The sequence below is a fragment of the Pseudodesulfovibrio sp. zrk46 genome (assembly GCF_012516435.1).
Lineage (GTDB): Bacteria > Desulfobacterota > Desulfovibrionia > Desulfovibrionales > Desulfovibrionaceae > Pseudodesulfovibrio.
On the sequence record NZ_CP051216.1, the window covers coordinates 1,373,257 to 1,399,637 of the forward strand.

Consider the following 26,381-nt stretch of genomic DNA (forward strand, 5'->3'; position numbering starts at 1 on the left):
TCTAAGGTGTCACATTCACAACTTCCTGCTGTTTTTTCTTACCCAACGCAATAGGTCTGTTCTTTTTTTGGGCGAGAAGCCGACCTTCTTAAGGTCGATCTTTGTGGTAGTAGCATTTGAATTTTTCGGGGTGAGCAGAATAAGTGACAACAAGTGGAAGGACAAATAGGCCCGCAAACACATGTATTCATTTATTTGTTTGGTCATTCCCCAGTTGTTGTATGGCTTGTTTTTGATTATGCGCTTACTTCCCGCAAAACCCTTCGCGCAGATATTTTCCGGCCACCCAGCCTGTGACACCTTGATACTCGACCTTGCACCATCGGGGACGATTCTTCTTGATGGCTTCTTTCTCTTCATCGGAAAGGGTGGTGAACTCCTGAAAGGTGAGGCCGCCCTTGCAGCCCAGATTGCGGACACATTGCCCGTCAGGGGGGATTTCGCCGATCTTTTCCGATTGCCAATCGGGCTCGGCGCGAATGTTCAGCACGTCGTTCGATTCCACGCCGAGTATTTGCCAATGGTCGGGGCCGTCAGCTTCGGAATAGGAAAGTGAAGGCATTGCGAGCACCATCAGAGTGCATGCTATCAAAGGTAACAGCGCTATCTTCATATCGTTTTTCTCCTCAATACTCTTGAGGCAGGACCATACCTGTTTCTTGTCATCGTGAAAACTGAACGTAGGATCCAGATTTTCCAAGTGGACAGCCCACCTGTTCACCGATAGTTTTTCCATGCTGAGTGAGGTCTCATTGCTCCATACAATCGTGAATTCAGTCCGGGGGAAAACATGAAACACAATGACATTGATGCCATCCTGCGCAGCCTTGGCGACAGTATTGCCATCCTTTCCGACTTTGTGACCAGCATTCCTGGGGAAGAGTTGAAGCGAGTTCGCTGTGACGGGTGCTGGTCCATTGCCCAGCATGTGGCGCATCTGGCCGATGTGCAGCCCATGGGGTTACAGCGAATCAGCCGGATGCTTGATGAAGACAATCCCGAGTTCGTGCCGTATTTCCCTGACAAGGAAGAGAGCGAAGAGCCCGCGCCGCTTCCGTCCATGAGTGAGGCGCTGGCCGCGTTCAAAAAGGGGCGTGAGGCCATCATCGAACGCCTGTCCGCGGCTACGCCTGAAGACTGGAATCGCTTGGCTGTTCATCCGGAATACCAGCAGTACGGTGTGCATATCTTTGCCCGGCATATCCTCATGCACGACCACTGGCACATGTACCGGATGGAAGAACTTTGGCTGACTCGGGATGAGTATTTCTCCGCCCAGGCCGACTAGGCAGGTTGATATTACCCACGGCAGAAAGCTCTTGGATACATGTCCAAGGGCTTTCTGTTTAGCTAAGAGACTGCATTTTCATGAGTATCCAAACACACAATGGCACACTGTTATTGTTATGAAAAAATTGATGCCGTCTATATAGCTTCTCTTTGCGAAATAAGAGCACCCGTGGTATCGCTCGGTCATGAAAAAATGGTTTGGAACATATGGATTCATTGTGATCGCTCTTCTGGTGGCAGCCTTGTCTATTCCCATGGAAGGTTATGCTGTTGATATCAAAGAAGTAGTGTCCACAAGTCCAGCATGGCAAACCTTTACCAACAGAGACGGCTCGGGGCTGTATCATGAAGTGCTTCGGGAAGTGTTCGGGTTATATGGCATCCCCGTGAGGCACGTTTATGCCAAATCAGGTCGGTCCGAAGAACTCCTTTTGGAGAATGAGGCGGACATGATGACCTGTGATGATTCTGCCCAGCCTCCGCTCGTTCTTGGGCGTTATCCGATGTATGAAAACGACTATTTCGTGTTTTTCAAGAAGGAACGCATCGGCCAGTGGTCAGGAAACGACAGCTTGCGGGACAAGGAAATACTCAGCCAGCCAACCTACTATTCTGAAACGAATTTTGAGGTGCCGGTTACCATCAAAGATGTGCAGACTGGGGAGCAGGCCGTAGCCATGATAGTGGAAGGGCGGTCGGATTTTTATGTGGATGACATGATTCTGATCAATCAATCTCTCAAGAATTACGCTCTGCCTTATTCCGTGAGTGAATATGATATCCAGAAAGTTGGCAGGCGATCATACTATCCGCTGTTCAATTCGACGGACAAGGGAATGGCGATAAAAGTCCTGTATGATCGTGGCATTATGGAGCTGCACAAGGCTGGCAAGCTGGCCCCCATATACCAAAAGTGGGGACACCAGTATCCGGATTTCGAGTCCTACTGACGCGTAAGACCTATTTCAAATAGAAAGGCCCGCCTTGAGCGGGCCTTTTCAATTTTCAGCGTTGAGTCTGGCGCTTAGTCCGCCAGTTCTATTCCGGCAGCCTTTATCTGTCTGAGGAACGCCGTGAGGATATGGTCCTGACTTTCCCGGGTCATGCGGGATTTGCAGAGGTAGCGCATGGTGATCTGGATGCCGCCCTTGGCTACGTCCAGATACGCTCTGGGGGTGAGCTTGTTGAAGAAGACGCGCTTCTTTTCGAACACCTTCTTGACGCGCTGCAGATCGATCTTTTCCTGCTCATAGTACGTTTCAACTGCGGTCAGGAGAATGGACTTTGCCTGCTCCCAGTCGCTGTCCTTGGTCAGGCTGATCTTGAACTCGTGCCAGACATAGCCTGCGCCGCGGGTGGCGTTGATGACGGGAATGGTCAGGGCATGCGAGTTGGGTACTTTGACGAGACGGCCCGTGCTGTGGCCGGTGGAATCGTTGATGCCCACTTCGAGTATGGTGAAATAGAGGAGGCCCTTGTCGATGACATCACCGGAGGATTCGCCCACCTGAATCCGGTCGCCGATGGCGAACAGTTCGCGCCAGAAGATGACGAATGAGCCAATAAAGTTGAGGAGAAGCTCCTTGGAAACAATGGTCAGGGCGGCCGCGACAATGGTCAGGGCCGTCAGGATGGGGCCGATGCTGTCCAGCCAGATGAGGACGAGGCCGACGCCGAAGAAGCACAGCGCCGTATACTTGATGGCGAAATGGGTCTCGGTGGCCTGCTTTCCACTCTTTGTCGCTACTCGGATGGCGAGTTTGACCAGAATGTAGACCATCAGGGTCAGGCCAAGGGAATATAACCCCTTGATTGCATAGGGGTTGCTCAATATTTCGTTCACGACTGTCTCCAGCCCCTTTCAGGGTAATGATTCAGAATGGCTTTGCATGCGGCGGAGTTAAACAGAAAGCCCCGGGGTTAACAACACTTACCTGAGACCCCTGGAGGGATGTGCTGCCCCTTGCGTCCGACTGTGGGAGCAGGATCTTCGACCCACCCGTATGCGATCCGGCCTTCGTGATTCTGACACAGATATTCGGTCACGGGAGTGTCTTCGGCAGTCACGAAGAGCATGCAGTGACAGTACTTGCAGTTCTTCATGGGGTCGCAGGGACAGAGCCAGGTCCGTTCTTCAACAGCCTGCTGTTTGTCGGGATAGAATCGGCAGGGGCAGAGGGGGCGCTTCAGTTCCTCAAGATGGCTGGCAAGGCCCATGATCACGGACTCGGAGACGTCCGGGTCGGAGTGCAGTTGCAGTCCGGTTCGCTTGCAGAATTTGTCCACGAAGTTGTGGATCAACTTCAGGCTCTTTTCTGTTGGTTCAGTCAAAAGAAATTTCTCCGTTTGAATGTGCTAATCTCAGCATAGCACTCTGCGCGTAATATACAACAAACAATATGCTGGCCGCCGCTCCCGAAGTGCTCACGGATGCTTTGCTGCGAGCGTGATGGTTAGTCCTTGTTCTTCTGCAAATGCTTCAAGCCCCATTCGCGCATCTGCATGACGATGTCGCGCAGGCTCTCGCCTTCTTCCGTCACCGAGTATTCCACGCGCGGTGGAACCTCGGGGAAGACTTCACGGTGAACGAGACCGCTTGCTTCCAGTTCGCGGAGCTGCTTGGTCAGCATGTGCTGGGTGATGTTCTGCATGATGCGCTTGAGCTCGCCAAAACGGTGGGGCTTGTCCAGCAGATGATAGAGAATCGCTCCCTTCCATTTGCCGCCCATGACCTCCAAAGTGGCCTCTACAGGGCACCCTTTATTGCAATCATATGTATCGTGACGCATTGAAATTCCTTAATAGTCTACTTTTTCATACTAGGGCACAAATTTCTGCCTACTTGTCAAAAATCATGTACAGGCTAATATTCACACTACAGCGCTGACGTCAACCAGTCATAAGAATCAAACTATAGCGGCAAAGCCGCACATCAAAGACGAACAGGAGAAAACATCATGAATGCAATCGATATGATCAAGGATCGCCGTAGCGTCCGCAAGTTCAAGAATGAAAAGGTCGACCGTGAAACCATGAAGGAGATCATTGATATCGCTCGCTGGGCGCCTTCCTGGGCCAACTTTCAGATCGCCCGTTACACCCTCGTGGACGACGAAGCGGTCATCGCCAAGCTCGGCACCGACGGCGTGAAGGGCTTTGTTTACAACATCAATACCCTGAAGAATGCCAAGGGTGTAGCAGTCCTCAGCTTCGTCAAAGGCAAGAGCGGCAAGCTGGAAGGTGACGATTACGCCACCTCCAAGGGGAATGTATGGGAAGTGTTCGACGCGGGCATCGCCTGTCAGACCTTTTGCCTCGCTGCACACGCCAAGGGCATCGGCACCTGCGTCATGGGTGTTATTGATGACGACTCCATTTCCCAGATCGTGGGCCTGCCCGAAGAGGAAACCGTGGCTGCGCTCATCGTCTATGGGCACCCGGACGAAGAACCCCCGGCAACCAAGCGTATGGCAGCAGATGAGATCATGCGTTTCGTCTAAGTGGTTGGTGGCCCTCCGGACTTTCTTTTGTGATGCCTCCGGTGGGCCCTCGCCGGGCGGGCCGCTTCGCCAGCGGGGCGTCTCCGACGGCTTAAGAACCTTTTGTAAAAGGTTCTTAAGAATCTCCAAAACTTTTTATCGCTCGCTTCGCTCGAGGCCTACGAGCTCGAAAGATTACAATATTATATATCCTTGCGGCGACAGCCGCACATGGGATTCCAAAGGCCCTCGGCCTTTGGTCGGGTGCAGGGTTGAAAACCCTGCTAGTCAATTTTTCATCCCGCCGAAGGCGGTTCCACCCTGATTTTTCTTCCCCACAAAAAACGGGAGCCCTGAAGGACTCCCGTTACTTGTGGCATTTGAATAGCGACTTAGAAGCGTTCGAAACCGCCGTCATCGTCGTCCATGGTCAGGGACACGCCGCTGGCTCTGGGCGTTGCTGTGGGCAGCGGACGAGCCGGGGTGGGGCGCGTCTGTACGGTGCGGGTGGGCTGCTGATAGGCAGCGTGATGTGCGCCGGTGTTGAAGAAGCTCACCGAGTTCTGGAGCTGGGCGGCTTCACCGGCCAGACTGTCAGAGGTGGAGGCCATCTCTTCGGATGCGGAGGCGTTCTGCTGAATGACGTGATCCAACTGCTGGATGGCGCCGTTGATCTGGCTGACACCGGCGTTCTGCTCCTGGCTGGCAGAGGCGATCTCCTGAATGAGCTGCGCGGTCTGCTGAATGTCCGGTACGAGGGTGTCGAGCTTTTCGCCAGCCTCCTGCGCCACCTTGACGGTGGAGGTGGAGAGCTCGCTGATCTCGGCGGCTGCGGTGCCGGATCGCTCGGCCAGCTTGCGTACTTCAGCGGCAACGACGGCAAAACCCTTGCCGTGCTCGCCTGCGCGGGCCGCTTCAATGGCGGCATTGAGCGCGAGGAGGTTGGTCTGGCGGGCGATGTCCTCGATGACGGAGATGCGCTCGGCAATGTCGGTCATGGCGTTCATGGCCTGACTGACGGCCTTGCCGCTTTCCTCGGCATCGGCTGCTGCCTTGGTGGCGATCTGTTCGGTCTTGGAGGCGCTTTCGGCGTTGCTCTGGATGTTGGCGGCCATCTCTTCCATGGAGGAGGAGACCTCTTCCACATTGGCGGCCTGCTCAGTGGCGCCCTGTGAGAGCACCTGCGAGGATGCGGAGAGCTCGCCGCTGCCGGTGGCCACGTTGTCGGTGGCAGTGCGGACGTCGCCGATGACTGCGCGCAGCCGCCCGGCCATGTTGCGTAGGGCGTTGGCGAGCATGCCGACTTCGTCCTTCTGGTCCACATCGATGGTGGCGGTCAGGTCGCCGTTGGCCATGGTCTCGGCAAATTCGATACCCTGCCGGATGGGCTTGGTGATGATGTTGGCAACGACCACGAGCACGATGAGCAACACGATGACGGAACCGAGGCCGATGGCAGTGCTCATGATGGCCATGGAATGGGCCTGCTCACGGACTTTGTCCATGGGAATGACCACGGCGAGGCTCCACGGGGTGGTGGTGCGGCCGATGGTGACCGGGACGTAGACGAAATATTCTTCTTCGCCAGTCGCTTCGGAGACGGTAATGTATTCGTAGTGTTGGCCGCGCTTGATCGCATTTTCGACCTGGCTGGTGTGCTCGCGGGGGACGATGGTACCGATCTTTTTGCCCATGAGGTCCGGGTTGGGGTGGGCCACCATGGAGCCTTCGTTGGAAATGAGTCCGGCACGACCGGTTTCAAAGGGTTTGATCTTGAGGACAGTGTCCTGAAGGTCGTTCAGATAGAAATCCACGCCGAGAACGCCGATGTTTCTGCCGTTCTTCTTGATGGGGATACCGGTGGAGCTGAGCCACATGGTTTTGCCGTTGGCTTCCCAGGAGTAGGGTTCGGTAATGGTTTCGACGCTGCCGGCAAAGGGTACGTCGAACCACGCTGCGCCCACCATGCCCTCGGTGCCGATGAACTGGGATGCGACCGTGCTGCCATCACGATAGTACCAGTTGCGGTAGGCGCCTTTGTACACGTCCATGTACTCTTCTTCCTTGTCGTCGAACTGACCGGGAAGGAAGGCACACCAACTGCCTGCGATCTTGGCGTTGGTCTCCAGCACACCGATGAGGATGGAGTCGAGGTATTCGCGTGTAGGCGGTGTTTCAAGGGCAGCGCTCTTGGTATAAACATTGGCCAGTTCACGGGTGATGGTCATGGCGAGGTCCATGTCTTCACCGAGTTCGCTGGCATAGGCTCGCGCTTGCTGGGCTGCGACTTCCTTAGCTTGGGTGACTGCGAGGTCCTGTGCCTGCAAGGTGGTGACAATGGTGCTTGCCAGCAGCACAAGTGACATGATGGTGAAGGTGGGAATGAGTATTTTGAGTCGTAGACTCCAGTCTTTGAAGCGTAGCATGAGCATTCCTTCATGAGAGTAAGAAGTTAGGTGAACCGCGGTCGAACGGTTGTTTGAAATAATGCGTGTAGCTAGTCAATGATTAAATGAGCACTTCTTCATGAAAAACGATTCTGGGTTAATCCAGATTTGTCGAGAAAAATGTGAAGATATTAGGAACAAAAAAAGCCCCGCAGCCATTGGCAGCAGGGCATTTTGTTAATTTGCTAGAGTTTTTCTAGAATTTTTCAATCAGGTTCATTGGAGGTGCTGTGCGCTGTACGGTGCGGGCATACTGGACCGCCGGACGGCCAAACACCATGGAGTAGCCGATGGCGTGGTCTTCGGGGACGCCCAGGCGGGTTGCCAGTTCCGGGAAGTAGTCGCTGAAGCACCACTTGAGCATGCCGTTCCACAGGGTGCCGACTCCCATGGTCTGTGCCATGATTTCAAAGGAGGTGAGGGCGATGAGGGCATCTTCCTTGGGGGTGGGGACAGACTTGGGCGTGCTGGCGATGAGGATGTGGGGTGCGTCGCGCAGGATCACATCCACGCCATACTTGGTGTACGCGCCATGAGACATGCGCATGTATTTGATCCCCATATCGTCTTCTTCGGGGTCAAGGCCGGGCAGCATTTCACCTAGCTTGGTGTAGATCTCCTGACGCAGGGCCTCGGTGACGTCGGCGTTCATGGTGGCGGTGAAGAGTACGCCTTGAGTGTTGACGCCTGTGGGCGCGTGCCAGGCGGTCTCCAGCAGTCGCTTGATGACGTCCGCCTCCAGTCCCTGCTTCTTGTATTTGCGTACTGAGCGGCGGGCCTTGATGAGGGTCTCCATGGAGTGGGAGGTCGGCAGCTCATGGGCTATGGGCATACTGGCGTCGGGATCAATCCCCAGAATGGAGATGGCTGCGGTGGGGCATATCGCCAGACAGTGCTGGCAGCGTATACATTTTTCTTCTTCGAGAATTGCGGGGTATTCACCCTGTTCCATGGCAATAATCCTGGGAAAACAGTCGCCCACACACTTGCCGCACTGGATGCAGCGCTCTTCATTTACTTTGAAATTGATCATGTTAGGATCCTCTTTGCCTGGTTTATGTTTTTGATTGGATGTTTTTTGGGATATTTCTATGCCGCAATCTTTGGGGCAGACTTCAAGGTGATGCCTTGCACACCAAGTACGCTTGTTGTTACTTTCGGCGTATACTACCTGAACATCCCCATCATGCAAGAACGCACAAAAAAATCACTTAGTATGGAAAAGGATACTGCCCCCGGGAAATGGCTGCCCAGCGCCGCTTGAGTGTCATGACCTTGCAAGATTAACCGTTTTAATTCATTACGTTTCACATGAAACAAGACAACACCATCCGTTTCAATATGCCCAAGGAGTGGGACGCCAACGCCCATCAGCTCTGGCTGGAAGCAAAGCCGCAGGAGGCCATTCAGGCTCTGCTCGGCAGCATCAACAAGTATGGCGCCAGGAAGCCGGAGCAGCTTGTGCTTCAGTTCGCCTATTATCTGTTTCTGCTGGGCGATTTTGTTTCCGGTATTCAGGTGTTGGAGAATCACATCAGCCAGACGCCGCTTTCGGTCATGGTAGGACAGAATCTGGCCGTCATGTACGCCAGAAACGAACAGCTGGAGCAGGCCGTGGATATGGCGCGCCGTACGCTGGCGCTCGACCCCGCCAACGTGCTCGCCAATGATGTGCTGGCCACTGCGCTGCATGGTCTGGGGCGGCTGGAGGAGGCTGCCGAGGCCGGAACTGCTTCGTTGACCCTCAAGGACGCCAACGCCGGGCCGGTCAGGAAGGGATGGTCATTGCCCGATATTGCGCCGTCGGAATATGCGGCTGACAAGAAGAAGGTCATCGCCTTTTCCCTCTGGGGAGCGAATCCGCGTTATCTGCGCGGTGCCTTGCAGAACGTCCTCCTTGCGCCGGAGTTCTATCCGGGGTGGGAGGTCCGTTTTCATGTGGACGAGTCCGTGTCTGCCGAGTTCCTTTCATTATTGGAGGAGCAGGGCGCTGTGCTGGAGCGTAGCTCTGCGAGCCAGCCGTTGCGCCACAAGCTGTGTCGTCGGTTCATGGTGGCTGATGATCCGTCCGTTGGCTATTTCCTCGTCAGGGATGCCGACTCCGTCTTCTCCCGCCGCGAAGCCGAGCTCGTGGGCCAGTGGATGGAGTCGGGCAAATGGTTCCACGTCATCCGCGACTGGTGGACACATACCGATCTGATGTTGGCCGGGATGTGGGGCGGCGTGGCCGGAGTGCTGCCGTCCATGTCCGGCTTATTGCGCGACTACATGCCCGAGAGTGTGGAGACGCCCAATGTGGACCAGTGGTTTCTGCGGGATCGGGTCTGGGCTTACGTGCGCCAGTCCTGTATGATTCACGACAGTTGTTATGGTCTGGAAGGGACTACGCCGATTCCTGGCGGATATCCGTCGCTGGAAGGGCATATCGGGCACAACGAATACAGTGCGCATCACCGCGAACAGGCCGAGTTGCTGGCGGGGTGGATCGAGAAGTTTTCCTGTTTGACTAATGGGTGATTGTAACGACAGGGGTCAAATGAAAAGGGCCGTAGGAATTCCTGACCCTTTTCTCATTTGGGCTTGGGAAAGTACATGATGTTTGCACGTGAATCCAGATAGTTGAGTGCGGCTGCGTCGACATCGCGGTAATTGAGAGTGGTCTCTATTTCCATATCCAGATCTACGCCGAGCTTGTAGATGATGGCGTCGTGCTTCGGGATGGCTGGATCGTAGATGATCACCTCGGGGTTGAGCGGCATCTTCGGGTCCACACTCATGACAATGCCGACGTCGCCGGAGGAAAACCGGCAGACTGTGCCGGGCGGATAGACGCCGAGTAGTTTGATGAAGGTGGCGAGATAGTCCGGGTCGACACTTCTTTCATACTTGCCGAATAAAACGGCCAGTGCCTTGTGGGGTGACAGAGCCAGCGACGGGTCTCGCGTGTTGATCATGCGGTCGTATAAGTTGGCTAAGGCGACAATTCTACTCAATTTGCTGATGTCGTCGCATTTCAGGCCGCGTGGGTATCCCTTGCCGTTACACTCCTCATGGTGCTGGTAAACGATCTTCATGACCTCCCGGTCAATGTCCGGAAGCTGGGAGAGGATGGAGACACCCAGTTTGGGGTGCTTTCGTAGTTCTTCCATCTCCGCTTTGGACAATTTGGGCGTCAGAGCCAGTTTTTTGGGAAGATTGAGCATGCCCACATCGTGCATCAAAGCGCCGAAGCTGAGCTTTTCCATCTTGTCACGGTTCAGGTTGAGCTCCTTGCCCAGCATCAGCGCGAGGACCATGACGTTGAGGCTGTGAAAATGCTGCCCCTCGTCAGAAGCCGTCACGTTGATGTGATTGACTGAAAGCTCGACCTCCTCAAGGAAGGTCTCAGCGATGGAGGTCGCCATGGTTTTGGCTTCTTCGTAGAACGCGATCTGGCCGGTCTTGATGCCTTCCACTATGGATTTAGAGTATTCCAGTGCCTTGGAGAATTCCTGTTCCATGGCCTGAAATTTCTTTCGTCTTTTGCGCAGTTCCGAGGCTTTTTCGGTTTTCAGGGATGTCTTTTGGGTGAAGTCCTTTTGGGACTTGGTGATCTTGATATCCAGGTCCTTTTCCAGCGGGTCAGATTTGCTCTTTTGGGGTGAGTACAGGACCGTTTCCCGGCCAAGAGCGAGGATGTCCTTGATCTCTGAGGGCTTGGTGATTTCGAAGCTGGAGACGAGGAAGGGGTGTTTATACCATGGGATTTCCTTGAGGCTGACATACATGCCAACGGTCAGCCGTTTAACGGAGATGGGCTTATACATGGGCACCTCCTTCGCGGCAGAAGAGCTCTTCGATGATCTTGACGGGTTCCGTGATGTCCAGAATGTCCTCGGCGTGCCGTTGGATATAGTCCACGGCATTGTCTGTCAGGATTTCATTGCGGGCGAGTATCTTGTGTCGCTTACCGTCAATGAATCCGTACACGTCTTCGGCCACTTCCATGCCCGGAATCAGGCCCAGCGGGTAGACCTCTCTGACACACTGCTTCCCGGCATCGCCGAGGGTGTCGATGAACGCCTGCAGCAGGGTGTAGTCATACCACCCCTTGCGCTGGTTCAGGATGAAGAGGGCTTGTCCAGTGCTCTTTCCTGCCTGAAGGAGGTAATGATAATCCAGCAGGATGCGGATAATTCTGGACGCAACAGGGATCTCCTGTTCCTTGACGTCGTCCTTGGGAACGCCGTCCCCGTCATAGCGCTTGAGCACGTACATGAGGTCGGGAGCCAGGGGTTGAGTGACCGGATTCAGTTGCAGGAGGTCCACCATCTTTTGGATATGAACATACATGGCGTTGATGTTCTTGGCGTTTCTACCTTCTCCGTGCATGATCGCTTCCACCAGCTTCTGGTCGATATTGGAAAGGAGCAGGACGTAGATGGTGAAGATCTTCTGTATATGCCGCCAGTCGCAGGAAATCTTGCCGCACATGGTGGTGATCATGGGCATGATTCTATTGTAGGCGATATAGAGCTCCGGCTGGTTTTCTCCTGCAAATTCGACCAGCGTGGAGAGCAGGACATTGTCTTCTGTGGGGCCGACATCGTCGTTCAACAGGGTGAGGTAATTGTCTACGGCGTCGATGACCCGCTTCTTGGTGCACGGATTGAAAAGAATCTTGTGTGCACGAATGGTAGAGCAACCCAATTGTTCCTCGCTGTGCAACGTTGGCAACAGAAGAAGGACTGCAGATTTGGGCCACTTCGAGCGGATTTCCTCCACCTTGCTGGCCGTGGCCTGGCCTCCATCCTTGCTCACGAACAGGACCAGATGCGGTCCGCATGTTCGTCCCTCGACCTTTACCGGAAATTCATCTGGCGTGATGGAGGAGACAAGGAATTCGTCGTGGAAGAGCGTCTCCAGTGTTTTGAAAGCCTTACGGCTTTCGTCCACAATAACCATCGTTAACATCTATCCCCCCAAAATGGTGATGTTAAATCCGTTTGCGATCATCTCGCCATACACTTTATGGATGGTGTCTATAGATAAAACAAATGTTTTACCTGTTCATAATATCGTATACTACATTTTTGCTGTTTGGATAAAGGTTGGAATATAATTATAACGTCACCGACCAAGTAAAAAAATAGCCCCGAAGGAATTGACCTTCGGGGCTATTATTATGACGTTATTTTGAATATAATTTTTATTTAAGCACGTTGGTGACAGTGCTGCCGAGCAAGCTGATACGCATATCGGCTCTCCTCCTGTGAGATGAGCCTAACTGACTGATTTTTCGTGTGTAATGGGAATAGCGTATTGCGCAGTAGAGCGCAGTGAAGACGATTCGTATTACGACTCGTCTTCTTTGTTGTGCGTTACAACCTTGTTCCTTCCGGTGTTCTTGGCCTTGTAGAGGGCGGTGTCTGCATGGGCGAGCATGGTGGAAAAGAGTTCATTTTCATCCATAGGTGCGATGCCAATACTGACGGTCATGGGCGGCAGGCCGAGTTCCGGATTGCGGGAGGTCTCTTCCAGCAGGCGGCGCATTCGTATGGCCACCAGTTCTGCTCCGGGCAGGCCTGTGTCCGGCAGGATGATGGCGAACTCCTCGCCGCCGATGCGGCCGAAGATGTCTGCCTCGCGAAGGCTGCCCCGGCACAGGGAGGAGAAGTGGACCAGCGCCTTGTCGCCCATGGCGTGCCCGTGGGTGTCGTTGATAGCCTTGAAATGGTCGAGGTCCATCATCATGACAGAGAGGAGGCGCTCGTTGCGCTTGTGGATGGCGAACTCCTGACGGGCCAGCTCCATGAAGTGACGGCGGTTGTTGGCCCCGGTCAGGCCGTCTTTGGTCGCCTGCAGATAGAGCTGTTCTTCGTATTGATCCCGGTTGGCGTGGTCCCGCTTGAGGATGAATAGGGCGATGCTCCCCATGAACAGGAAGAACCCGACCACCGTGAGGAAGAGTTTGGGCAGCATCCCTTGCAGCGAATGAGGCGTATCCCATGTGAGGTAGGCAATAGCCTCTCCCTTGGCATTAATGAGCGGGTGCAACGGTTTGTCGTCGTCCGGTTTGGATAGCAGGTGCACCCCGGGCAGTTCATATGTCTGGGCAAGGGCCTCCACGTGATTCGGGTCCATCTTGTAGCCGAAGACGACATAGGCGTAGTCTTTGCGGGGGCGATTGGTAATCTCGTCCACGAACGGGCATGTCGAAACGCGGTAGATGCCGTCCAGCAACTGGATGTAGCCGCTGACAACAGGGACGTCGGTCGCCATGGCGCGGCTTTTCAGCAGCATGGTTTCGAGACCGTGTTCCAAAAGGTATTTGAAGACAACGGTTCCCCCAGCCGGTTTTGCCATAAACACGGGCGTTCTGTCCGGGCGGATTACCATGGTGAAGCCGTACTCATACCTGTTCAGCAGATACTGGCCCATATTCTCTTCCACCCATAATTCATCGTACGTGGCGATGGTCTTTTCGTGGGCGGTGTCCCAATAGGCGTATTCTTCAATGATGTCTTCCTGCCGCTGGAGTTCCACCTTCAGGGCCACGGAGACCCGTCGGGCCATTTCTTCCCCGGCCCGTTGGTCCATGGCTTTGAAGTGGAAGTATATACCCCACATGATACCCAGGGCCGTGAACGCCATCAGCCACGCCATAAAGAAGGCGACGGACTTGAGCGAAAAGAGTTTTGGGGTCGTGGTGGGGTGTTTCATTATATAAGTATGATTGTGAGAGGCTCCGAAGCCATGGTTTAGCGTGTATTCATACCTGCTATTAAACGAGAAAACAAACCGTTGATAATTGGTTGTGACAGTGTCTGTTTCAGATGCATTAAAAACGATGCTCGATGATTTTTCAGCAAAGAAAAATTATATTTTTGTGAATCCGACGCTATAGGCAGATCTGTTTTTACCAATGATTCAAGGTTGATTACAACCAAAACTGAGTGTACACTCAGTTTCGGTGATTTTTTTGACATTATAACGAATTAGCGACTACTAACAAAATAACTGAGTGACCACTCGGTTTTTGCAAAGGATGGATTGAAGCGATGAAAAAAAAGGACGCCATACTCAAAGTTGCCACGGTGCTGTTCGCCAACAAAGGGTTTGTGGACACATCGGGACAGGAGCTGTCTCGCCTGACTGGCGCGGCAGAAGGTACCATTTTTTATCACTTCAAAAACAAGGAAGGACTGCTCCTCGCAATACTGGAAAAGACCAGGGAGGAGATCGTGGAGCAGTTTGAACAGTTCTTTGAGAACCGTCCCTTCAAGTCGGGCATGGAAATGGTGGAGGAGGTGGTATCCTTCCATCTCTACCTGGCCGGTTTGATGGAAGACAAATTTCTGCTGCTGCACAGGCACTTTCTCTACAAGTTTTCGGAGTCGAATCCGGAGTTCAGGGAGAACCTGGAGGCGATTTACAACTGTCTGGTCGACATTTTCGAGGAGGCAATTGCTGCAGGGCAGGAAGACGGATCGATTACCAAGGAACTCCATCCACGCAAGACCGCGCTCATTCTGTTTACAATGGTCGATGGTCTGATTCGTTTCAAAAACTACAATCTGTATGACGCTGGCGCTTTGTTCAATGAATTGATGAATACGTGCCGCCGAATGTTGCAGGCTAATTAGAGGTTAGGAGTTGTGCTGACGAAAATTTTCCCCTTCATTGACTGGTTCAAGGGCTACAACATGACGGCCCTTAGAGCGGATGCCATATCGGGGCTCACCGTGGCCCTGGTGCTGATCCCGCAATCCATGGCGTACGCCCAGCTGGCAGGCATGCCTGCTTACTACGGCCTGTACGCCTCCTTCCTGCCCCCGCTGGTGGCCGCGCTGTTCGGCTCCAGCCGCCAGCTCGCTACCGGTCCGGTGGCCGTGGTCTCCCTGATGACCGCTGCTTCTCTGGAACCCCTGGCGACGGCAGGCAGCGAAGGCTACATCGGCTACGCCATCCTGCTCGCCCTGATGGTGGGTCTGTTCCAGTTCCTGCTCGGCGTGCTCAAGCTCGGCCTCGTGGTGAACTTCCTGTCCCACCCGGTGGTCAACGGCTTCACCAACGCAGCCGCCATCATCATCGCCTCGTCCCAGCTGTCCAAGATGTTCGGCGTCTACGTGGACAAGGCAGAGCATCACTATGAAACCATCATACGTGTCGTGGAGTCCGCGTTCCACTATACGCATCTACCGACACTGGGTATGGGTGTGCTGGCCTTTGCCATCATGATTGTTCTCAAACGGATCAATCCCAAAATCCCCAATGTACTCGTGGCGGTTGTCGTGACCACCGCACTGTCCTGGGGACTGGGCTTCAACCATGACACCAAGGCTGGCCTGGACGCCATTCAGGTGCCTGAGGTTCGTGAATCCGTTTCCAAGTTCAACGCCACCGTCGCCGGTATCGAGGCTCTGGCCAACAAACGCACCGGCCTGAACGGCAAGATGGATGAATACAAGACCGCAGGCGACAAGGTCGGCATCCTCGACATGGAGCACGACCTCAACGTGGTCAACATCCAGATCGCCCGTCTCAAGAACGAGCAGCATGAAATCCGCGACGTGCTTCGCAACACCCTCTTTGATGGTGTGGAAGAAGCCAATGGCAACATGGCTTTCTACGTACAGGGCGCTGTGCCTTCCGGTATGGAAGCTGACGGCCGTACCTGGCGCATGAAGGTGGGCAACACCAAAATCAATACTGAAAACATCAAGATGATGGGCGGCGGCGCCGTTGTCGGCACCGTGCCTTCCGGCATCCCGGCAATCTCCGCACCGACTCTGGACCTCAAGGTCATGCTGCACCTGCTCCCGTTCGCAGCCATCATCTCCCTGCTCGGCTTCATGGAGGCCATCTCCATCGCCAAGGCAATGGCCGCCAAGACCGGTCAGCGCCTCGACCCCAACCAGGAACTCATCGGTCAGGGTCTCGCCAACATGCTCGGCGCATGCGGCAAGTCCTACCCGGCATCCGGTTCCTTCTCCCGTTCGGCGGTCAACCTGCAGGCTGGCGCACTGACCGGCATGTCCAGCGTGTTCACCTCGCTGATGGTCGTCATCGTGCTTCTCTTCTTCACTCCGCTCCTGTACCATCTGCCTCAGGCAGTGCTGGCCGCCGTCATCATGATGGCAGTCATCGGCCTGATCAACGCTTCCGGTTTCATCCACGCATGGAAAGCCCAGTGGTATGACGGCGCCATCTCCATCCTTTCCTTCCTGTGCACGCTGGCATTCGCCCCGCATCTGGATAAGGGCATCATGGTCGGTGTGGCTCTGTCGCTGGTTGTCTTCCTGTACAAGTCCATGCGTCCCCGCGTCGCCAACCTCTCCCGCAAGGATGACGAGTCCCTGTGTGACGCCACCGCATTCGGCCTGAAAGAGTGCCAGCACATCTCTGTTGTCCGTTTCGACGGTCCGCTCTTCTTCGCCAATGCCAGCTTCCTGGAAGATCAGATCACCGATCGCATGATGGGCAACGACAAGCTCAAGCACATCATCATCGTGGCCAACGGCATCAACGATATGGATGCATCCGGCGAGGAAGCCCTGTCCCTCATCGTGGACAAGGTTCGCTCCCGCGGTCTGGATATCTCCCTGTGCGGCGTGAACGAGGCGGTCATGGCTGTCCTCGAGCGCACCCACCTGCTGGAGAAGATCGGCAAGGATCATGTATACCCGACTATGGAGACCGCCATCTGTGCCACTCACGAGAGCGCGCACAAGGACGGTACGGAAGAAAACTGCCCGCTTACCACGGTCTGTCACCTCTCCTAGAGAGAAAGGGAGTTTATCATGTCTGTAATTACCGTATTCAATGGCCTGTTCTCCGAAGCTGGTGTCGTCGTCAAACGCGTACTCGACTCCGCAGGCTACCGCCTTGTCACCGATCAGGAGATCGTGGCCGACGCAGCAGTCCTGTCCGGTATGAACGAAGCCAAGATCGCCCGCGCTTTCCAGGCAAAGGCCTCCGTGTTCAACGCATTCAGCCATGAAAAAGAGCGCGCCATCGCATGGCTGCGTCTTGCCATGGCCAAGAAGCTCATGGAAGAGGACAAGATCCTTTTCTCCGGCTATGCTTCCCAGCTGCCCGCAGCCAATATCGACCACATCCTCAAGGTCTGCCTCATCTCCGAGATGAAGGAACGCCTTGCCGTGGCCGAGCGCGCTGAAGGCTTTGCCGAGAAACACGCCCTCAAGCTCATCCACAAGGATGACGAAGACCGCGCAGCCTGGGTCAAGGCCCTCAAGGATGTCACCGACCCGTGGGCCAAAGAACTCTATGACCTGATCGTGCCTGTGGCTTCCACTGGTGTGGACAAGGCCGCCGACCTCATCATCGAGCAGCTGTCCAACCCGGCCGTGGAAGTGACCGACGCCTCCAAGGCCAAGGTTGCCGACTTCATGCTGGCCGCCAAGGTCGGCACCGTGCTGGCTGGTGAAGGCCACAACGTGAGCGTTGCCGCAGCCGATGGAAAGGTTACCCTGACCATCAACAAGCATGTGCTCATGCTGGAACGTCTCGAGCGCGAGCTGTCCGAGATCGTTTCTGCCGTGGACGGCGTCAAGTCCGTTGAAGCCGGCGTCGGCAAGGGCTTTCACCAGACCGACATCTACCGCAAGGCCGACTTTGATCTGCCTTCCAAGGTCCTGCTGGTTGACGACGAGCGCGAATTCGCCCAGACCCTGTCCGAGCGTCTGATGATGCGCGACATGGGTTCCGCAGTCGTGTACGATGGTGAGGCCGCTCTTGATCTGGTCAGCGAAGACGAGCCCGAAGTCATGGTGCTCGACCTCAAGATGCCCGGTATCGACGGCATCGAGGTGCTGCGCCGCGTCAAGGCCGAACACCCCAATGTAGAGGTGGTCATCCTGACCGGTCACGGCTCTGAAAAGGACCGCGAGATCTGCATGGAACTCGGCGCGTTCGCCTACCTGCACAAGCCGGTGGACATCGACGTGCTCAGCGAGACCCTCAAGGCCGCTAACGAGAAGATCCGCGCAGGCAAATAACGAGTAATAAAGACCGGGTGACGTTATGTCGATAATCAGAAAGTTCAAGCCGCAGTTCTGGGACACGGATTCCGGGGTGGGACCGGCCAAGAGGCTGTTCAACTACCGCCGCATCTGGCGTTTCGCCATTGGCGTTCTCGCCGTGGTGGCGCTGGTCCCGCTGCTGGTCATGGCTTTCATCGATTATAACGTCACTCGGCATTCCCTTGAATCCGAGAACCTGCTCCTGACGGCTCGTACCACCTCCAACACCCGTCGCACCGTGGCCTCCTTCCTTGAGGAGCGGTCCAAGGCGTTGCAGTTCCTGGCAGAGCATCAGGGTATCGCAAGCCTTCGTGACTGTGACAATCTGGCCAAAGTGCTGGAGTCCCTCAAGTCCAGCTTCGGTGGCTTCGTAGACATCGGCATCATCAATGAGGCAGGGCGTCAGATCGCCTACCTCGGGCCCTATGACCTGTTGGGACGTGATTACTCCGGGCAGGATGGGTTCGAGATCGCCATGAGCAAGGGCTCCTATATCAGCGACGTTTTCCTCGGCTTCCGTGACGAACCGCACTTGGTGCTGGCCCGTCGAGTCAAGGACGCCAAGACCGGAGCCGCCTATATTTTACGCGCCACGCTGGATACGGAACAGTTCACCACCATCCTGACCTCCCTTGATCTGGCAGGGAGCGGGGACGCCTTCATCGTCAACCGCGAAGGCATCATCCAGACGCCTTCCAAGAAGCATGGCGAGATGCTGACCAAGGTGGACATCGTTATCCCGGGCTTCAGCGAGAAGACAAATGTGCAGCAGATTAGCGGCAAGGATGGCACCAACTACACTGTGGGGTATGCCTATGTGCTGGATACGCCCTTTATCGTGCTGGTGGCCAAGGAAACCAAGGAGCTGATGCTGCCGCTCCAGACCATCCGCATGGAACTACTCTGGATTCTCTGCACCTCTATCTTCATCATCCTGCTGGTCATCGTGCTGGTGGCCACCTACATGGTGAACAAGATTTACGAGGCGGACCAGACCCGCGCCCGGACCCTGCACCAGATCGAGCATACCAACAGAATGGCTTCCATCGGCCGCTTGGCTGCCGGTGTGGCCCACGAGATCAACAACCCGCTGGCCATCATCAACGAGAAGGCCGGGCTGGTGAAAGACCTCTTCATGTTCAAGCAGGAATACGCCGCTGATGATCGTCTGATGAGCAACATCGACTCTATCATCAACTCCGTGACCCGCTGCGGCAAGATCACCAAGCGCCTGCTCAGCTTCGCCCGTCATATCGAAGTGGAAGTGGATGATATTCGCTTCCAGGATCTGGCTACCGAGGTGGTGGGCTTCCTGCAGAAGGAGGCGGAGTACCGTTCCATCTCCATTCAAATGGACATTCCGGACAGCCTGCCCCAGTTCACTTCGGATCGTGGCAAGCTCCAACAAATTTTCCTCAACCTGGTCAACAATGCGTTCCAGGCCATGAGCGACGGCGGCCATCTCTCCATCTCTGCCCGCGAAAGCGCGGGAGGCAAGCTCATGTTTGCGGTGGGAGACGACGGCTGCGGCATCCCCGAGGCAGATATCAAGCGTATCTTCGACCCCTTCTTTTCCACCAAGAAGAAAAAGGGCGGAACCGGTCTCGGATTGTCAATCACCTACGGGCTCGTCCAGGAGCTGGGTGGCACCATGGCCGTGGAAAGCGAAATCGGTGTGGGTACGACGTTCACCATCGTCATGCCCCTGAACATCACAAAGAAGGCTGACAACCATGAAAATCCTGCTGGTTGACGACGAGGTGGAGCTGGTCTCCGCCATGGCAGAACGCCTCTCCCTGAGAGGGCTGGATGTGGACTGGACCGACAGTGGGGTCAAGGCCCTGCAAATGGCTCAGGGCTGTGTCTACGACGTGGCCGTGCTGGACATGAAAATGCCCAAGCTCAGCGGACTGGAGCTCAGACGGCTTATTTCCGAGAAGTGTCCGGACATGAAATTCATTTTCCTCTCCGGCCATGGGTCGGAAGCGGATTTCAAGGCGGGTTGCAAAGAAGCAGCCAGCTACCTGATCAAGCCCGTGAGTCTTGAAGATCTCATGGCCCAAATTCAGGAATGCGGTTGTAAAGGATAAGGAGACGATCATGGACAGCACCATGGACAATCACGAAAGCCTGCGTTTTTTCGGCAAGGTAAGCGCTTCGGTCTCTCACGAGATCAAGAACGTGTTCGCGGTCATCAACGAAGCCGCCGGTCTGTTGGGGGACTTGACTCTGATGGCTGAGCGAGGCATGGAGCTTGACCCCGAACGTCTCAAACGCGTGGCCTCCTCCATTCAGGGGCAGGTGCAGCGTGGCGATACCATCGTGAAGAACATGAACCGCCTGGCCCATTCCACGGATGAAGCCGACCTTGAGGTGGAATTGCCTCAGATGGTGGAGCTGGCCGTGGCCCTGTGCACCCGCATGGCTGACATGCGCCAGATGCACCTCTCCATTGGCGAGTGCGTTCCCACCAGAGTGGTGGTGAGCCCCTTCGCCCTGATCCAGCTGTTGCACACCGCCACTGCCCAGGCTCTGGACAAGATGAGCCCGCAGGCAACACTGGTCTATTCCGTGACTGAAGATGCAATCGTCCTGTCTGTACCGGGGCAGGGCATAGAACTAACCGCCGACGCCGCCATTGATGCGCTTGCCGCCAGCATGGGCGTGACGGTTGTTCCCAATACACAAGACGGCACCCTTGAGCTGGGGTTCAATCGAGCCGCCTAAGATAAAACATACCAAGCTTTATTATTTTAAGGAGAAATCCCAATGGCAGAAAAAGTATTGCTCATCGACGACGAAACCGAATTCCTGGAATCCCTGTCTGAACGCATGCGTCTGCGTGGTATGAACGTCAATACCGCTGAAACCGCCGACCGCGCCGTGAGTGCCATCGACGAATCCGACTACGACGCCATCGTGCTCGACCTGCAGATGCCTGACATGAACGGCATTGAAATGCTCAAGATCATCCGTAAGTCCCGCCCGGACATGCAGGTTATCCTGCTCACCGGTCAGGCCACCCTGGAGGCTGGCATCGAGGCCATGAAGCTCGGCGCCATGGACTTCATGGAAAAACCCGCCAACATCGACACCCTCACCGAGAAGATCAAGAAGGCACAGGCCAAAAAGATGGTTCTCGTTGAGCAGAAGACCGAAAAGAAGGTCCGTTCCATTCTCAGCAGCAAGGGGTGGTAAGCCACTCTATCCTCGATACTCCCAAGAAGTTGCACGCATGGCCACTCCTCCCTTCCGGCCATGCGCGAGGGAAGGGCTCCGGTTGATCCGGGGCCCTTTTTTCGTGTGGGTTCAGGCACTGAATACGAGTAGGCCGGGCATGAAATTTTTGCTGTGGCGAATGTTGCACTTCCCTAGGGATTGCACAATTATATCTGATTTATATGTGTAATTACAGTAGTTTGCTCCGGTGTGGTTGTGGTTGTAGAACGCTGCTGTCACATACTTGCCATAATCTCATTCCTTTTGTATCACCGCCATCGACTACCCAGATCGACCCCTAATATTCATGCATATTTTCAAACACCCCCTCCTCTTGGCCCTCATGCTGTGTCTGCCCGTTTGGGCAGGTTGCAATAGCAGTGCCGTGTCCCAGAAAAGCTCCTCTTCGCTCTCTTCGGAAGACAACGCTACCCAAGGCGATGCTGCGGCCTCGTCTGAGTCAGAGGTAGCAATTGTCGAGCCTGATCCGGAACCGGAAGTGCTTGGTGAAATCGTGACCCTCGCGGCCGGAGACACGCTGGCCGATGTGCTGGCAGAGCGGGGCGTCTCCGCACAGGAACGATTTGCCTTGAGCAAAGCGGTTTCCGAATATAAGGATCTGCGCCGCCTGCGCCCGGGCGACCGCATGGAGATTCTTCTCACCCCTGAGGAAAAGGGCAAACAGCGCTGTGTGAAGCGTTTTCGACTGGTAACGGATGAGATGACGCTGGTGGAAATACGACACGATGGACACTGCGCCTTCACCGGCAGCCTGCGTCCCATCAAACACGATACCTATTTGAAGAGTGTCTCGGCCTCTATCGACTCCTCGTTCTATCTTTCCGCCCGTCAGCAGGGCGTTTCCCGCAAGATCTTCACCGAATTCTATAATATGCTCAGCGCCCGGGTGGATTTTCAGCGTTCCATCCGCAAGGGTGACACCTTTAGCGTGGTCTATGAGGAGAACGATTGCCGACCGCTGGGAACCATTCATCCCGGCAGGCTCCTGTATGCTTCTCTGACCCACATGGGCGAGTCCATCGGCTACTATCGCTATACGACCATGGACGGCTTCTCCGGCTTCTTTGACGAGGACGGGCAGTCGCTGGATACCCAACTGCTCAAGACTCCCTTGAGCGACGGCGTCCTTTCCTCCCTGTTCGGCAAGCGGAAGCACCCGGTGTTGGGATATACCCGCATGCATCGCGGCGTGGATTTTTCCGCCCGCTACGGGACACCCATTCTGGCTGCCGGAGACGGCATTGTGGAGTGGGCCGCCTGGAGGGGCTCCTTTGGTCGATACGTCAAGCTGCGCCATGGCAACGGTTTTCAGACCGCCTATGCCCACATGAGCCGCATTGCCAAGGGCATGCGTCCTGGCGTTAAGGTGCAGCAGGGTGACATTATCGGCTATGTGGGAACATCGGGTGTGTCCACGGGACCGCATCTCCATTACGAGGTTCTTCGCAACGGCAGGCAGATCAACCCCAGCACGTTGAAGCTGCCTCCGGCACGGGTCCTTCAGGGTGAAGATCTGCGCCGATTCAAGGAGCGGATCAAGGAGTTTCAGGGGCCCATCGTGGGACCGCCAGACTTGCTGCACGCTCAATTGTCATAATCAGCCTGAAAAGGGCCCCGGTCATGGACCGGGGCCCTTTTTTTCTTTGTAACAAGAGAGTGTTGGGAAACGTCAGTATAATATACTATTGTTGGCAAACTCCCTATGGTAGGGTGCAAAAAGGCTTAAATATTAAGTGTAAAGGTATATTCAATGGCGTTAGGGACGGTAGCGTATGAACGGTGGCAGTCGCTGGTGATGGGAGTCTCCTGCGTTGTGCTGTTGCTGGTGCTTGGTTCGGTCCCGGTGCGGGCTGAAGACGAGCAGTGGTGGCCTATTCAGGTCAAGAGCTACTACGGCGAGTATGAGGTCTCGAAAAAGAAGCCTGGTCGACCAGCCAGAAGCTTTGGACGGGCTCGGCTGGAAGAATGGGCGCCGCCGATGATTAGCGGGAATTACTATCGCATCGGTGTTTCCTTCCCCCACATGAAAGACGATTACTGGGTGGCCGTGAACTACGGAATCATCCAGGAAGCCCGGCGGCTGGGCATTGGGGTCGATCTGCGTGAGGCTGGCGGCTATACGAACCTGAAGCAGCAAATCAAGCAGCTGCGTGAACTGGCTCGTTCCGGTGTGGACGGCATCCTTGTCGGGGCAATCAGTTATGACGGTCTTGACGATGTCATCAGGGAAATCCGAAAGCAGGGTGTCCATGTGGTGGGCATTGTGAACGGTATTCGTGCTCCGGCCATTTCCGCCAAGGCCATGGTTTCCTATTACGACATGGGGTTCTACGCCGGGGAATTCGTGGTCCGGCATGCCGAGCAGGCTGGGAAAGCCAACATCAAGCTCGCATTTTTTCCCGGACCCAAGGAATCCAGTTGGGCGCCGGACAGCTACGATGGCTTCACGGATGCTCTCAAGTATTACTCGGGCAAGGCCTCCATGACTGATGTCCGGTGGGGGGATACTGGCCGGGCCATCCAGTGGAATCTGATCGAGAAGAGCCTGAACAATAATAGCGACGTGGACTATCTGGTGGGTAATGCGGTGGCTGCCGAGGCCGCTGCGGATATTGTCCGGACCATGAAGCTGGAAGGTCGCATGACACTGGTGTCCACGTATCTCAACGCCTCTCTCTACGACAAAATCGCTGACGGCAGAGTGGCGGCCGCGCCGTCTGACCTCACCGTATTTCAGGGCCGTATGGCCGTGGATATGCTGGTGCGCCTCCTGAATGGCGAACAAGCCGGACGGGATTTTCCCTTCCGGTCAGGACCGTTCATCCCTGTGGTGACGACCAAGGATGCAGCACGGTATCCGTACGAAGGGCTGTTCGGTCCTCGCCGTTACCAGCCCATCTATGCAATGGAGCCCAAGGGGTAGGCCATGTGGCAGTTCATTCGTGACATGCGCATCCGCAACAAGCTGTTCTTCAGCTATTCCATCCTGCTCGTAGTAGGGGCTCTGGTTGCGGGCTGGTTTGTCTACTCTCAGGTCCGCACCATCATTCAGGAGAGGATTGAAAGTGAACTGCAAAGGACCACCGCGTCCATTGCGACCATGGTGCGCACCAACGCCACTGTCTCCATCAAGAACTACCTTCGCGCCGTAGCGGAAAAGAATCTGGACATGGTTCGCCATCTTGAGCGCCGGGCGGCCCGTGGCCTTATCTCCGAAGAAGAGGCCAAGGCCGAAGCCGGGCGACTGCTGTTGTCCCAGACCATCGGCAAGACCGGGTTCATCTACATCATGAATTCCGAGGGCGTCATGCTGGTGCATCCCCAACGGAGTCTGGTGGACGTGGATGTCTCCGGGCTGACTTTTGCCCGGGATCAGATCAAGCAAAAGGAAGGGTTTTACGAGTACGGCTGGCGTGAAATCCTGGAGAAGGTGGAGCGGCCCAAGGTCGCCTACATGGTCTATTTTGAGCCGTGGGACTGGATTATCTCGGTATCCACCTACACCGAGGAGTTCAGCGAACTGGTCAAAATCGACGATTTTCGCGAGCGCATGTTCGAGCTGGGGTTCGGCAAGTCCGGCTATCCCTTTGTGCTGAACTATGCTGGCTTCCTTCTCATCCACCCGCATCTGCAGGGCAAGCATTTCGACCAGTATAACGACGCCCGGCTCGCTGCGGTGGCCAGACGGATCGTCACGGAACGTAACGGCTCCTTCGAGTACATGTGGCGCAATCCCGGCGAAGAGGAGTACCGGCGCAAGGTCGTCTATTTCACGGATATTCCCGAAATGGGCTGGGTTGTGGCCTCTTCCAGTTATTTCGACGACTTCTACGCACCGCTGAAGGCCATCGGTTACGTGATCGTGCTGGCCTCTGTGGCGCTCATGCTGCTGGTACTCCCTATCTCCATGTGGATCGGGTCTGTCATCTCCCATCCCCTCAAGCAACTGCAACAGAAGTTCTCCCAGGCGGCGAGCGGCGACTTTTCCGCACGCATGGAGGTCCATTCCAAAGACGAGGTCGGGTTGCTGTCCGGCTACTACAACACCTTCATGGATCGCCTCACCTCCTACAGTGACGATCTGCAGAACGAGATCGCAGAGCGCAAGCGCGCGGAGCAGGAGCTCATCGATATGGACAAGGCCAAGACCATGTTTCTGTCTGCCGCCTCTCACGAGCTGCGCACTCCACTGACGTCCATCATCGGTTTCCTCAGGCTCATGGAGAAGAATTTCGACAAATATTTCCTGCCGGTGCTACGCAAGGAGCCCGGGCTGGAAACTCGTGTCAGGCGATTTTCTGACAATCTTGGCGTCGTACGCAGTGAATCAGATCGATTGGGCCGTCTGGTCAATGACCTGTTGGACCTCAACAAGATCGAGTCCGGGCGTATGGAGTGGCGCAACGAGCCATTGCATGTGTCGGCCATCCTCAAGCAGGCGTCGGAGTCCATATCCGGCTACGCGGCCAAAAACGCCGAAGTGGATTTCCGGGTATCGTATCCCTTGGTGGAAGTCTCCATCAGTGCGGACAGTGACCGTATTCATCAGGTGCTCATCAACCTGTTGAGCAACGGCTTCAAGTATACGGATGAGGGCGAAGTAACCCTTTCCGCCGCCCCGGTGCCGGGAGGGGTGGAGTTCCGTGTGTGCGACACCGGGCGGGGCATCGCGCCCGAGGACCGGGAAAAGATTTTCGACATATTCTATCAGGTGCAGGATGTGAATTTCCGCTCCAGCAAGGTCTTCGGCACTGGGCTGGGACTGGCCATCAGCCGCCAGATAGTGGCTCACTATGGCGGCGACCTCACTGTGGAGTCCACGCCGGGTGAGGGAAGTTGTTTTATCTTTGTTATCCCATCGGATACCGTGGTGACCTGATCACCTGATGACCAAGGAGACG

The 26,381-nt window shown here is 55.3% G+C and carries 23 protein-coding genes; 14 read left to right on the plus strand and 9 right to left on the minus strand.

Features of this window, described 5'->3' with window-relative positions:
• Positions 1-244: 244 nt before the first annotated feature.
• On the minus strand, positions 245-613 hold the full coding sequence (locus HFN16_RS06265) for an SH3 domain-containing protein (RefSeq protein ID WP_168889940.1): 369 nt from the start codon (positions 611-613) through the stop codon (positions 245-247).
• Between the two features lie 177 nt (positions 614-790).
• Here HFN16_RS06265 and HFN16_RS06270 point away from each other — a divergent pair, with 177 nt between their 5' ends.
• Together HFN16_RS06270 and HFN16_RS06275 are read left to right on the plus strand one after the other, a co-directional pair.
• Positions 791-1,288, plus strand: coding sequence for a DinB family protein (locus HFN16_RS06270; RefSeq protein WP_168889941.1), 498 nt, complete (start codon positions 791-793; stop codon positions 1,286-1,288).
• Positions 1,289-1,475: 187 nt separating this feature from the next.
• Positions 1,476-2,240: a transporter substrate-binding domain-containing protein gene (locus HFN16_RS06275; RefSeq protein ID WP_168889942.1), complete on the plus strand. Its 765-nt coding sequence runs from the start codon at positions 1,476-1,478 to the stop codon at positions 2,238-2,240.
• A 74-nt stretch (positions 2,241-2,314) separates the two neighbouring features.
• Here the strand turns inward: HFN16_RS06275 and HFN16_RS06280 are convergent, their stop codons facing one another.
• From HFN16_RS06280 to HFN16_RS06290, 3 genes are all read right to left on the minus strand, one after another.
• The gene (locus HFN16_RS06280; RefSeq protein WP_247648457.1) at positions 2,315-3,133 is read right to left on the minus strand and encodes a mechanosensitive ion channel family protein; all 819 of its coding nucleotides are present in this window, start codon (positions 3,131-3,133) and stop codon (positions 2,315-2,317) included.
• 77 nt (positions 3,134-3,210) lie between these two features.
• A complete protein-coding gene (locus HFN16_RS06285; protein ID WP_168889943.1) occupies positions 3,211-3,621 on the minus strand; it encodes a ferredoxin-thioredoxin reductase catalytic domain-containing protein in 411 nt (136 codons plus the stop codon).
• Positions 3,622-3,743: 122 nt separating this feature from the next.
• The gene (locus HFN16_RS06290; RefSeq protein WP_168889944.1) at positions 3,744-4,079 is read right to left on the minus strand and encodes a helix-turn-helix domain-containing protein; all 336 of its coding nucleotides are present in this window, start codon (positions 4,077-4,079) and stop codon (positions 3,744-3,746) included.
• A gap of 168 nt (positions 4,080-4,247) precedes the next feature.
• On the opposite strand from HFN16_RS06290, the gene HFN16_RS06295 reads away from it, so the two are divergent.
• Entirely contained in the window at positions 4,248-4,790 is a 543-nt protein-coding gene (locus HFN16_RS06295) for a nitroreductase family protein (protein ID WP_168889945.1), read from the plus strand.
• A 371-nt stretch (positions 4,791-5,161) separates the two neighbouring features.
• Here the strand turns inward: HFN16_RS06295 and HFN16_RS06300 are convergent, their stop codons facing one another.
• Together HFN16_RS06300 and HFN16_RS06305 are read right to left on the minus strand one after the other, a co-directional pair.
• Positions 5,162-7,195 carry a methyl-accepting chemotaxis protein gene (locus tag HFN16_RS06300; RefSeq protein WP_247648458.1) on the minus strand — a complete coding sequence of 678 codons (2,034 nt, stop codon included), beginning with the start codon at positions 7,193-7,195 and terminating at the stop codon, positions 5,162-5,164.
• A gap of 217 nt (positions 7,196-7,412) precedes the next feature.
• Positions 7,413-8,249 (minus strand): nitroreductase family protein, encoded by an 837-nt coding sequence (locus tag HFN16_RS06305; protein WP_168889946.1) that lies wholly within the window; start codon positions 8,247-8,249, stop codon positions 7,413-7,415.
• 278 nt (positions 8,250-8,527) lie between these two features.
• On the opposite strand from HFN16_RS06305, the gene HFN16_RS06310 reads away from it, so the two are divergent.
• Positions 8,528-9,733 (plus strand): hypothetical protein, encoded by a 1,206-nt coding sequence (locus HFN16_RS06310; RefSeq protein ID WP_210772239.1) that lies wholly within the window; start codon positions 8,528-8,530, stop codon positions 9,731-9,733.
• A 53-nt stretch (positions 9,734-9,786) separates the two neighbouring features.
• On the opposite strand, the gene HFN16_RS06315 is transcribed toward HFN16_RS06310, so the two are convergent.
• From HFN16_RS06315 to HFN16_RS06325, 3 genes are all read right to left on the minus strand, one after another.
• On the minus strand, positions 9,787-11,022 hold the full coding sequence (locus HFN16_RS06315) for an HD domain-containing phosphohydrolase (protein WP_168889947.1): 1,236 nt from the start codon (positions 11,020-11,022) through the stop codon (positions 9,787-9,789).
• Positions 11,015-12,169 (minus strand): HD domain-containing phosphohydrolase, encoded by a 1,155-nt coding sequence (locus HFN16_RS06320; protein WP_168889948.1) that lies wholly within the window; start codon positions 12,167-12,169, stop codon positions 11,015-11,017. The genes HFN16_RS06315 and HFN16_RS06320 overlap by 8 nt, the downstream gene beginning before the upstream one ends.
• A 381-nt stretch (positions 12,170-12,550) precedes the next feature.
• Complete coding sequence (locus HFN16_RS06325) at positions 12,551-13,918, minus strand: diguanylate cyclase (protein WP_168889949.1); 1,368 nt, start codon at positions 13,916-13,918, stop codon at positions 12,551-12,553.
• A gap of 338 nt (positions 13,919-14,256) precedes the next feature.
• On the opposite strand from HFN16_RS06325, the gene HFN16_RS06330 reads away from it, so the two are divergent.
• The 10 genes from HFN16_RS06330 (at position 14,257) to HFN16_RS06375 (ending at position 26,359) form a co-directional block, all read left to right on the plus strand.
• Complete coding sequence (locus tag HFN16_RS06330; protein ID WP_168889950.1) at positions 14,257-14,841, plus strand: TetR/AcrR family transcriptional regulator; 585 nt, start codon at positions 14,257-14,259, stop codon at positions 14,839-14,841.
• Between the two features lie 12 nt (positions 14,842-14,853).
• Complete coding sequence (locus HFN16_RS06335; protein ID WP_168889951.1) at positions 14,854-16,980, plus strand: SulP family inorganic anion transporter; 2,127 nt, start codon at positions 14,854-14,856, stop codon at positions 16,978-16,980.
• Positions 16,981-16,998: 18 nt separating this feature from the next.
• Positions 16,999-18,216, plus strand: coding sequence for a response regulator (locus tag HFN16_RS06340; RefSeq protein ID WP_168889952.1), 1,218 nt, complete (start codon positions 16,999-17,001; stop codon positions 18,214-18,216).
• Positions 18,217-18,241: 25 nt separating this feature from the next.
• Complete coding sequence (locus HFN16_RS06345) at positions 18,242-19,993, plus strand: PAS domain-containing sensor histidine kinase (RefSeq protein ID WP_168889953.1); 1,752 nt, start codon at positions 18,242-18,244, stop codon at positions 19,991-19,993.
• Positions 19,974-20,330 (plus strand): response regulator, encoded by a 357-nt coding sequence (locus HFN16_RS06350; protein ID WP_168889954.1) that lies wholly within the window; start codon positions 19,974-19,976, stop codon positions 20,328-20,330. Before HFN16_RS06345 ends, HFN16_RS06350 begins: the two co-directional genes overlap by 20 nt.
• 10 nt (positions 20,331-20,340) lie before the next feature.
• A complete protein-coding gene (locus HFN16_RS06355) occupies positions 20,341-20,967 on the plus strand; it encodes a sensor histidine kinase (protein WP_168889955.1) in 627 nt (208 codons plus the stop codon).
• Positions 20,968-21,009: 42 nt separating this feature from the next.
• Positions 21,010-21,438: a response regulator gene (locus HFN16_RS06360; protein ID WP_168889956.1), complete on the plus strand. Its 429-nt coding sequence runs from the start codon at positions 21,010-21,012 to the stop codon at positions 21,436-21,438.
• 406 nt (positions 21,439-21,844) lie between these two features.
• Positions 21,845-23,077 (plus strand): peptidoglycan DD-metalloendopeptidase family protein, encoded by a 1,233-nt coding sequence (locus HFN16_RS06365; RefSeq protein WP_168889957.1) that lies wholly within the window; start codon positions 21,845-21,847, stop codon positions 23,075-23,077.
• 153 nt (positions 23,078-23,230) lie between these two features.
• Positions 23,231-24,403: a TMAO reductase system periplasmic protein TorT gene (gene torT / locus HFN16_RS06370; protein WP_247648459.1), complete on the plus strand. Its 1,173-nt coding sequence runs from the start codon at positions 23,231-23,233 to the stop codon at positions 24,401-24,403.
• 3 nt (positions 24,404-24,406) lie between these two features.
• Entirely contained in the window at positions 24,407-26,359 is a 1,953-nt protein-coding gene (locus HFN16_RS06375; RefSeq protein ID WP_168889958.1) for a cache domain-containing protein, read from the plus strand.
• Positions 26,360-26,381 lie beyond the last annotated feature (22 nt).